The following is a 9,633-nucleotide window of genomic DNA, read 5'->3' as shown; positions in this document are numbered from 1 at the left end:
GTTCTCAGACACGCTCTAAGTGGTCGGCGCCGGGAAGGCCGCGCCAGGTCGATGGTCAGTAGGTCGCGGGGACCAGCGCGCTGGTGTCCGCGCCGCTCATCATCTTGGCGGGCAGCGCTGTGTCCAAGTAGTCGGTCCACCGGGTGATTACACCGTCACGGACGACGAAGGTACCCATGACCGGAACGCCCCTCACACCGTCAGGAGTCCGGATCATGTCAAGGCGTTCAGTGAGGACCACGTCGCCATCGACCGCCATATTAATCATTTTGTACTCGTAGGCGTCGGGAAACATGGCGAACTGGCCGGCGAGGTCGTCCAGCACGGCTGCGGCGCCGACGGCCGCAGGCATGCCGGTGTTCTGGTAGACGGCGTCCCCGGCGAGAAACGGCCGCAGCAGAGCAGGGTCACGCTTGGCCATCAGGTCGCAGAACTCGCGAACGATACGGGCTGAGTCACTCATTACGTCCCCATTTCGGTACACTCAGTGACATACAGGCTGTATGTTTCCCATACAACCTGTAGGCGGACCATACTGGAGAGGTGGACAGCGGTCAACGGACGTCGACATCCCGCAGTGCCGTGCGAGCGGCGCTGGTCGCGGAACGCGCGGAGGCCACGCGCTCCGCCCTGGTCGCGGCGGCCCGGCGGCTGTTCGTCGAGAAGGGCTACTTCGACACCAGCACCGAGGAAGTCGTCGCGGCGGCCGGCGTCGGCACCAGAGGGGCGCTCTACCACCACTTCGCCGACAAGAAGGCGCTGTTCCTCACTGTCTTCGAGCAAGTTGAGGAGGACGTCCTCGCCGCGGCGGATACCGCCACCACCAGCAGCAGCGGCGACGCCCTCGCCCGCCTCCGGCACGGCCTCCTGGGATTCCTCGACGCGTCACTCCAACCCGAGGTACAGCGCATCCTGCTGATCGACGGACCCGCCGTCCTCGGCTGGCGTGAATGGCGAGCGATCGAAGAACGCTACGGACTCGGCGCGATCCACGCCCTCCTCGACCTCGCGGTGACAGAGGGAACCGTGCCTGCCCAACCGCTCAACGCTCTCGCCCACATCCTGCTCGCCGCCATTGACGAGGCGGCCCTGTTCATCGCCAGCGCCGACGACCCGGCCGCCGCGAAGGACCAAGCCGTTGCCGCCGTGGACCAGCTACTTACGGGACTGAAAGTCACCAACCGCTAGGGCGTGCTGATGGATGTTGGTCGATGCGGGCGATGATCCATCAGATATGCCCTGGAGCCGCCCCCCCACCGCCAGGTGCCGTTGCGGTGCCGGTACTCCCGTTCGCGCAGAAGATGGACGTGTCCCACACTTGTACGCGTCTCTACCCGCCCGAGCCTCCGGCCACGACCGGCAGCTCATGTCCCTGGCAGGACCGGTCCCGACATGAACCCGATGCCGCAGCCCGGCGGTCAGGCACCCGAGGACCTTCGTACGTCTCGGCCTGGCTGGCCCGTCCCGCCGACATCGGACCGCTGGGAAGAGGTGCTGCTCTGTTCGCAGGTGTTCGACGCGGCGCCGATCATACTGTCGGTCATCGATCGCGGCCTGCGGATCCGAGCCGTGAACCAGGCCTGGGTCAGGGCCTTCGGCCTGTCCGCCGAGAAAGCGATCGGCAGGCGTGTGTCCGAGTTGTTCCCGGACCTCGACCCTGTCAATGCGGAGCTGGACCGCCTGGTCATGGCGACCGGTGAGGCGATCATCGACGATGAGGTGACCACGGCGATGCCGTCGGACCCGTCGGACCAGCGTGTCCTGCGGGTCTGCCGCTACCCTCTTCACGACTCGACAGGAGCCAGAGTCGCGATGGGTGTGGCAGCGGTGGACGTGACCGACGAACACCGCGCGCAGGCCGAACGCGACGCGGTGGAGCGGCGGCTGCTGCTACTGAGCCGGGCGAGCGGGCTGCTCGGCGCGTCGCTGGACCTGTCCGCAACGGTCCGGGAGATAGTCACGCTCGTCGTCCCGGAGTTCGCCGACATCTGCGAGTTGTACCTGGCCGACGAGCCCTATCCCCTGGATGCCGACCCCGACCCGCTCATGCTCCGCCGGGTCGTATGGGCCCACTCCTCGAATCTACCCCGACCGCCTCCCGATCTGGACCTTCCACAGTCGGGCGAAATGATCAACATGAAGGGGCGTCCGCCGGGGCAGGTGTTCATCACCGGCCAACCGGTCCGCATCGACATCGACGACAGGCTGTTCGACGCCTCCCCCGCGCCGCGCGTAGCCGCGGTGATCCGGCACTTTCGGCTTCGGTCCGCGATCGTGGTGCCGCTGCTGGTCGGCGGGGAGTACCTCGGAAGCGTGGGGTTCGGCGTCACCGCGGCGCGGCCCTACGGCGAACAGGATGTCCAGACCGCGGCGGAACTGGGGAGCCGGATCGCGAGCGCGATCGCGAATGCGCGTGCCTTCAACCACCAGCGAACCGCCGCGTTGACGCTACAACACGCACTCATGCCTCGCGACATCCCAACCGTGGGAGGTCTCGAACTGGCATGGCGCTACCAACCCGGCACCAGCGGCACCGAGGTGGGTGGCGACTGGTTCGATGTCCTCCCGTTGCGGGCCGGACAGGTCGCGCTGGTCATCGGCGACGTCATGGGCCGTGGCCTGGGCGCCGCCGCCGCCATGGGGCAGCTGCGCACCACCGCCCGGGCCCTCGCCCGTCTCGACCTGCCCCCCACCGCCGTGATGACCGAACTCGACGCCGTCACCCGGAGCATCGAAACCTTCGCCAGCGTGCTGTACGTGATCTGGGACCCGGCCGGCGCCACCCTGACCGTGGTCAACGGCGGCCACCTGCCCCCGGCCCTGCGCCATCCTGATGGCACCGCCGAACTCCTCGACGGCGCCCACGGGATCATCCTCGGCGTCGACGAGCAGACGTTCACCGAAACACATCACCGGTTCCCCGCCGGATCCACCCTCGCCCTGTACACCGACGGCGTGGTCGAATCCCCCGCCGTCGACATCGGCGAGGGCTGCCGACGGCTGCTGCGCGTCCTGTCGGAAACGGCCGACCTGTCCGCCACCGCGGACCGGCTTCTGACGCTCATCAACCGCAGTGGCGGCTACGACGACGACGTCACCCTCCTGCTCGCTCATGCCCGGCCGGAGCGAGCCACCCGGTGAGCCGCACCGGAGCATATGGGGACTCGTAGGCGTGAAGACACCGCTCCGTCGGTGTTCCACCACATCCAGCGCGGGAACGTTCCCACAAACCAGGCTCTCCGACCGGCTCTCAACGATGTGAATCCGATGCTTCGATAGCAGCATCAGTTTCACATCCTTCAGCCCCGTGCACCGAAGCGTTCTGGGCTTTCCCGCGCGACCGGAGGATGGGGTTCCTGGATTGCGGTGGCGACGGGCAGGTCAGGGTCGGACGACCACGCCGACCACGAGCCCGGGAACAGCGCGGATTCAAACCCGGCCACGGCGAGCGCGGCGATCTGGTGGGCCGCCGTCACCCCGGACCCGCAGTAGACCCCGACGGGCTCCGACGTACCGACACCCAGCGCCGCGAACCGGGCACGCAACGAGGCCCGAGGCAGGAAATACCCCTTCTCGTCCAGGTTGTCCCCCGTCGGCGCGCTGACCGCGCCCGGGATGTGTCCCGCGCGCAGGTCGACGGGCTCCACCTCGCCGCGGTAGCGCTCCGGCGCGCGGGCGTCGAGCAGGACGCCCTCGCGGGCCATCCGGGCGGCGCCGTCGGCGTCGAGGGTCGGCAGCGCTCCCGCGGTGAGCACGACGTCCCCGGGAACCGGAACGGTCTCGCCGGCTTCGATCTCGAAGCCGGCCTCCCGCCAGGCGCCCAGAGCGCCGTCGAGGATACGCACGTCGGCGACGCCCGCCCAGCGCAGCAGCCACCACGCCCGCGCTGCGGACTGTCCCCCGTTGTCGTCGTAGACCACAACCGGCCGCCCGGCGGTCAGGCCCCAGCCGCGGGCTGACCGCGCCAATGCCTCGACGTCGGGGAGCGGATGGCGTCCGGCCATCCCGCCCGGCGCGGCGGCGAGCTCGGTGTCGAGGTCGACGTAGACCGCGCCCGGCAGGTGGCCCTCCCGGTAGTGGTCACGCCCGCGCGGGTCGCCCAGCGTCCAGCGGACGTCAAGCAGCAGCGGCGGCGCGGCCGACGCCAGCTCATCGTGCAGTCGCTTCGCGTCGACGAGCACCGCTGGAAGGAGCTCGGGTCCGTTGGCGTGGTACAGCCGGCGCGCCGACGCCAGCAGAGCCGCGAGATCGGCCTGGTCGAGACTGCCGGGAGGCGTCCCGGTGAGCGCCGCGGTGGCGATCCGCTGCGCCACCCCCGCATTGATCGGTGCGTCAAGGCCGTGCAGGCGGGCAAGCAGCACGATCTCGCCGTTGAGGAAGTCCGACTCCACCGACCCGCTGCGGGCCAGGCTCTGCCAGGTTGAGCTGCTGTGCCGCGCGTGGCCGGGGATGTCGTGCACGACCAGCTGGGACAGGTCGAGAGTGCTGTCCGCCGCCACATCTACGGCCGCGATCCCGGCCGCGGCGAACGCCGCCCGCGCCTCGTCCACCAGTGCAGCCGCCGCCGCGTCGCGCAGCTCACCGGGAGCGTAGAGCGCATCAAGATTGTAGGCCAGGTTGGCGAGCAACTTGCCGGCCTTCCAGCGGTCGATGTCCCCGACCACCCCGACGGCGAACGAGCCCCGGCGCAGCTGCGCGGCGATGCGCTCCACGACCGGATCACTGCCATGCGGCGCGCGGCCGAGGTAGAAAGCACCGGCGATCGGTGCGCCCGGGGACACGACCTCTCCGGCCCGCAGATGCGAGGACGGGATGAGAACAACCGCATCGACCACCATGGCGAACCGCCGCAACGCCGTCCGAGCGTTCTCAAGCCCGTTCTGCAGCAACAGGATCGGCAGTACCTCCGCGGCCGTGCGCACGGCGCCGTGCACGGTCACCGGGCGCCATGCCCACTGCTGTAGCAGCGCTTCAGAGTCCTGCGACTTGGTGGCGAGCACCAGCACATCGTCCGCGTGCAGGTCGACCTCGTCCGGCCCACCGGCGACGTGGAGGGCGACCCGCCGGTCGGAGTCCGGCCGGATGTAGCGCAGCCCCTGGGATCGCAACGCGGCGAGGTTCGCTCCCCTGGCCACCACGACGACCGGAATGCCGGCCCCGTCCAGCTGCGCGGCGACGGTCGCACCTACAGCACCCGCCCCGATAATGATGTATCTGGTGCTGATGGCAGTACCGTCCTTTCGCATGGAAACCTCTGCGGAACACTGTTCGGTGCGTCCGTCGGAGGCCGGGTCTACGGATGATCGGTGCGACTACGATCAGCTGGTCCAGCGCGCAATGGTGGGAAGGTCTGCGTCAGCGATCCAGGACCGTGGCACCGGGACCGTCAGGGCGCCACGGCGCACATGCGCGTCGGCATCGAGCCGCGCCTGATGCGTGGGGCAGGCGACGTCACCGCCTGCTCGTCGACGGTTGGGTCGCCGAGCGCCCGGACCCGGTAGCCGTCAAAGGCGATCCTGGTGCCGAACCGCTCGTAGACCCCGGGATGCTCGCCGCGACCAGCGATCAGAATCACCGTTCCGCGTGGTGCGACCGCGGGTGAGTTGTCCCAGGCCCCGACCGTGGGTCCGGCTGCGGCTGCGGCTGCGGCTAGCTGAGCTGACGTCATTGATGTGCGCCCTTCCGTCCGGTGAAAGCTGTGGGGCGTCGTGAGGGGAGCAGGCCCGAAGGCGGTAGGCCGAGGTGGTCGCGTAGGGTTGTGCCCGCGTACTCGCTGCGGAAGACGCCGCGTTCCTGTAGCAGCGGAACGACCGTGTCGGCGAACTCGTCCAGGCCGCCGGGTGTGATGTGTGGAACGAGGATGAATCCGTCGCTGGCGTCCTCCTGCACGAACCTGTTGATCGTCTCGGCGACGGTGGCCGGCGTGCCGATGAACGACTGCCTGCCGCTGACCTCGATGACCAGCTCGCGGATGGAGAGCTTCTTCGCTGCGGCGAGCTCCCGCCACTGTTTCGCCACCGCGAGCGGATCGGAGAACATCCGCACGCTGGCGCGGCCCCGCGCGATGGTGTTCTCGCCCGGCTGGGGGTCGACCTCGGGAAGCGGGCCGTCCGGGTCGTAGGAGCTGAGATCACGGTTCCACACCTGCTCGAGGAATCGGATCGCGGTCTGCCCGCTGACCTGCTGATGGCGAACGACATCTGCGCGTTCGTGGGCCTCGGCGTCGGTGTCGCCGAGGACGAAGGTGGCGGCCGGCAACACGACCAGTGCCTGTTGGTTCCGGCCATGACGCGCCAGCCGGCCTTTGACGTCCGCGTAGAACGCCTTGCCGGCCTCAAAGGTGCCGTGTCGGCTGAAGATCGCGTCGGCTGTCGCCGCGGCGAATTCGCGTCCCTCGTTCGAGTCACCCGCCTGGAAGATCACCGGGCGGCCCTGCGGACTACGGGGCACGTTGAACTGTCCAACAATGTCGAAGTGTCCGTCGTGATGGGCGAACCCGCCCGCAGACACGTCGTTGATGAAGACCCCTGACTCCTTGTCGGCGATGATCTCGTCACCGCGCCAGGAGTCGAACAGCTCCCACGCCGTCCGCATGAACTGCTCGGCCCGTTCATAGCGTTGATCTTCGCGGAGGAATCCGCCGCGGCGGAAATTCTCGCCGGTGAACGCGTCCCACGAGGTGACGACGTTCCATGCGGCCCGGCCGCCGGAAAGATGGTCGAGGCTGGCGAACTGCCGTGCGACCTCGTAAGGCTCGTTGAAGGTGGAGTTGATCGTGCCGGCGAGCCCCAGCCGGTCGGTGACGGCGGCCAGCGCCGCGAGCACCGTGAACGTGTCCGGACGGCCCACCACGTCCAGGTCATAAAGGTGGCCGGCCTGCTCACGCAGGCGCAACCCTTCGGCCAGAAAGAGGAAGTCGAACGTCGCCCGCTCGGCTGTCTGCGCGAAATGCACGAACGAGCTGAACTCGATGTGGCTGCCCGACCGCGGATCGCTCCATACGGTCGTGTTGTTCACGCCCGGGAAATGCGCGGCCAGGTGGATCTGCTTACGCGGCTTGCTCATCTGGGATCCTCGCAGGTCATCTGGGGGCCTCGCGCGTCCGACAGGGTCGGACAACATCGGGCAGCGTCAGACAGCGGCGTAGCGGCTGGTGGGACGGGGCAGACCGAGCAGATCAAGCAGCGTGTCCGCCTCGTACTCCGTGCGAAAGGCGTCGCGGCGTGCAAGCTCCGGCACGAGCCCACGGGTGATCGCTTTCAGATCGTGCGGAATGGCGGCAGGACGCAGCCGGAAACCGGTCAGGCCGGCCTGCTGCCACTCCTGCAGCAGATCGGCCAGCCCGGCCGGCGTTCCGCTGAACACACGCGCATCCGAGCGGTACCCGGCGCCGGCCAGGCCATCCAGCCGTGCACTGCGGTCGGCGGCCTGCCCCGCATCGACGTCCAGGAAAACCACGAGGTCACCGAAGACGTGCAACAGCTCATGATCCCGGCCGGCGGCGGCCTGTTCGGTGCGGACCTCCTGTTCGATGGTGCGTACCTGCTCGGCGTCGTGCGGCGTCACGTACACCACATCGGCGGCGCGGGCGGCCAACCGGTAGGCGACCGTGGCATGCGCGAGGGCGGTGACCAGCGGTTGGCCTTGCGGCGGACGCGGCGTGATCGACGGACCCCGGACGCTGAACCAGCTGCCCGCGAAGTCGATGTAGTGCAGCCTGCCGCGATCGACGAACCGCCCGGTCGCTGCATCACGGATCTCAGCGTCGTCCTCCCAGCTGTCCCACAGCCGCCGGACCACCTCGACGTAGTCGCCGGCTTCGTCGAACAGATCCCTGATCAGCTCGGCCGCCGCGGGCTGCTCCCGGTCTGCGAACCGGAACGCCTGGATGTCGCGCCGCCCGAACTGGTCCGCCTCGGCCTTGCTCGCGCGGACCTGAACCCGCCAGCCGGCACGGCCGACGCTGACGTAGTCGAGCGTGGCGATCGCCTTGGAGACGTGGAAGGGCTCGGTATGGGTGACCGTCACGGTCGGCACGAGGCCGATGCGACTGGTGTGCGGGGCGACCCGCGCGGCGACCGCGACCGCGTCGAGACGTCCGCGTACCTGGTCCGTCCGATCGTCCGGGCCATGGTAGCGCGAGGACTGCAACGACAGGGAGTCCTCGATCGTCACGAAGTCCAGCAGACCGCGCTCGGCCTCGCGCGTCAGGTCGGTCCAGTACCGGGCGGTGAACAGTTCGTCGGGTCGAGCGTCGGGCTCTCGCCATGCAGCGGGATGCCAGCCCGCGCCGTCGAGCGCGACAGCAAGGTGCAGTGCGGAGGATGGGGTCATCGGTCGGTCTCTCCCTGCTCGTATCGCACGGGACCTGCTGGGCCGGTGGTGGCCGGTGGCCGTGGGGTGACGGGCCGCCGTCAACCGAGGCGTGCCCATGCCCCGGCGAGCAGCTCGTAGGAGCGCACCCGGTCGGCGTGGTCGTGGGTGATCGTGGTGATGAGCAGCTCGTCGGCTCCGGTGGCGTCGCGCAGTGTGCGCAGCTTCTGGACGACGGTCGCGGGCGAACCGACGAACTGGGTGTCGACCCGATCCGCGACCAGCGCACGCCCCTGCTCGGTCCAGGGGTAAGCGGCCGCCTCGGCCGGCGTTGGATAGGCGATGGCGCCCGCACCGGTACGGATGCTGGCCACCCACGGGCCGTATCCGCTGGCCAGCCGGCGGGCGGTCTCGTCCTCGTCGGCGACCACGACGTCCGCGGAGACCATGACGTGCGGTGCTCGCAGCGTCTCGGACGGGGTGAAGGCAGCCCGATACGCCGCGACCGTTTCCAGCACAGTCGACGGCGTGACGTGGTAATTGGCCGCCAGCGCAAGCCCCGACTCGCCGGCGGTCCGGGTGCTGTCGCCGGCGCTCGCGGCGAGGATCCACAGCTCCACATCGGCGCCTTCGGCGGTGGGCGCTGGCAGGTGCATGCCGTCCGGTGTGCGGTAGTCACCGCGAATGAACGCCTGGATGTCGCGCACCTGCAACGCGTAGGTGTCGGCGGCGTCGTCGCGGGTCCCGACCAGGTCCAGTTGCCGGCGGAGACGGTCGAGGTCGAACAGGATCCTCGGCGCCCGCGGGATCAGTAATCCATTGACCACGGACGGGCCGGCGGACGGGCTACCGCCCGTCGGCTGCGGCCCAACGGCTGACCTCCTAGCCCTTTCGATCAGCCTGCTCACGCTCGAACGACCGAGACCGAGGTCGATGCGCCCGGGATGGATGTGCGCGAGGGTCCCGAACTGCTCCGCGATGACGAGCGGGGTGTGGTGGCCGGTCTGCACCGCGCCCGACCCGACCCGGATCGTCCGGGTGGCATCGGCGACCAGGGCGATCAACACGGCAGGCGCGGCCGAGGCGACACCGGGGGTCAGATGGTGCTCGGCGAGCCAGTACCGGGCATATCCGAAGCGCTCCGCGTGGCGTGCAAGGTCGATTGTGTTGCGCAGCGCATCAGCGGCCGTCGACCCGGAGCTCAACGGCGCCAGATCGAGGACCGACAGCGGAACAGGACCTGATGCCACCCGCTCGTTCCTTCCTCAATGCCCGAAGTCGACGCGGCGATGGCATGACAGACGCAAAAGAGCGAGCACA

At 69.1% G+C, this 9,633-nt stretch carries 8 protein-coding genes; 2 read left to right on the top strand and 6 right to left on the bottom strand.

Features of this window, described 5'->3' with window-relative positions:
• Positions 1-55: 55 nt before the first annotated feature.
• Positions 56-463 carry a limonene-1,2-epoxide hydrolase family protein gene (locus U9977_RS22485; RefSeq protein ID WP_322751275.1) on the bottom strand — a complete coding sequence of 136 codons (408 nt, stop codon included), beginning with the start codon at positions 461-463 and terminating at the stop codon, positions 56-58.
• Positions 464-543: 80 nt separating this feature from the next.
• Here U9977_RS22485 and U9977_RS22480 point away from each other — a divergent pair, with 80 nt between their 5' ends.
• Together U9977_RS22480 and U9977_RS22475 are read left to right on the top strand one after the other, a co-directional pair.
• Complete coding sequence (locus tag U9977_RS22480; protein WP_322751274.1) at positions 544-1,188, top strand: TetR/AcrR family transcriptional regulator; 645 nt, start codon at positions 544-546, stop codon at positions 1,186-1,188.
• Positions 1,189-1,401: 213 nt separating this feature from the next.
• Positions 1,402-3,141: a SpoIIE family protein phosphatase gene (locus U9977_RS22475; RefSeq protein ID WP_322751273.1), complete on the top strand. Its 1,740-nt coding sequence runs from the start codon at positions 1,402-1,404 to the stop codon at positions 3,139-3,141.
• Positions 3,142-3,299: 158 nt separating this feature from the next.
• On the opposite strand, the gene U9977_RS22470 is transcribed toward U9977_RS22475, so the two are convergent.
• The 5 genes from U9977_RS22470 to U9977_RS22450 form a co-directional block, all read right to left on the bottom strand.
• On the bottom strand, positions 3,300-5,246 hold the full coding sequence (locus tag U9977_RS22470) for a rhodanese-like domain-containing protein (RefSeq protein WP_322751272.1): 1,947 nt from the start codon (positions 5,244-5,246) through the stop codon (positions 3,300-3,302).
• Positions 5,247-5,386: 140 nt separating this feature from the next.
• Positions 5,387-5,668 (bottom strand): hypothetical protein, encoded by a 282-nt coding sequence (locus U9977_RS22465; RefSeq protein ID WP_322751271.1) that lies wholly within the window; start codon positions 5,666-5,668, stop codon positions 5,387-5,389.
• Positions 5,665-7,065, bottom strand: a complete 1,401-nt coding sequence (locus U9977_RS22460) for an NtaA/DmoA family FMN-dependent monooxygenase (protein ID WP_322751270.1) — start codon at positions 7,063-7,065, stop codon at positions 5,665-5,667. Before U9977_RS22460 ends, U9977_RS22465 begins: the two co-directional genes overlap by 4 nt.
• Positions 7,066-7,131: 66 nt before the next feature.
• Positions 7,132-8,334: an LLM class flavin-dependent oxidoreductase gene (locus U9977_RS22455; RefSeq protein ID WP_322751269.1), complete on the bottom strand. Its 1,203-nt coding sequence runs from the start codon at positions 8,332-8,334 to the stop codon at positions 7,132-7,134.
• 80 nt (positions 8,335-8,414) lie between these two features.
• Entirely contained in the window at positions 8,415-9,563 is a 1,149-nt protein-coding gene (locus tag U9977_RS22450; RefSeq protein ID WP_322751268.1) for an MsnO8 family LLM class oxidoreductase, read from the bottom strand.
• Positions 9,564-9,633 lie beyond the last annotated feature (70 nt).

The sequence above is a fragment of the Protofrankia sp. Cas8 genome, from assembly GCF_963555845.1.
Lineage (GTDB): Bacteria > Actinomycetota > Actinomycetes > Frankiales > Frankiaceae > Protofrankia.
The sequence above is the reverse complement of the archived record's forward strand: the minus strand, read 5'-3'. Positions and strand labels throughout refer to the sequence as shown.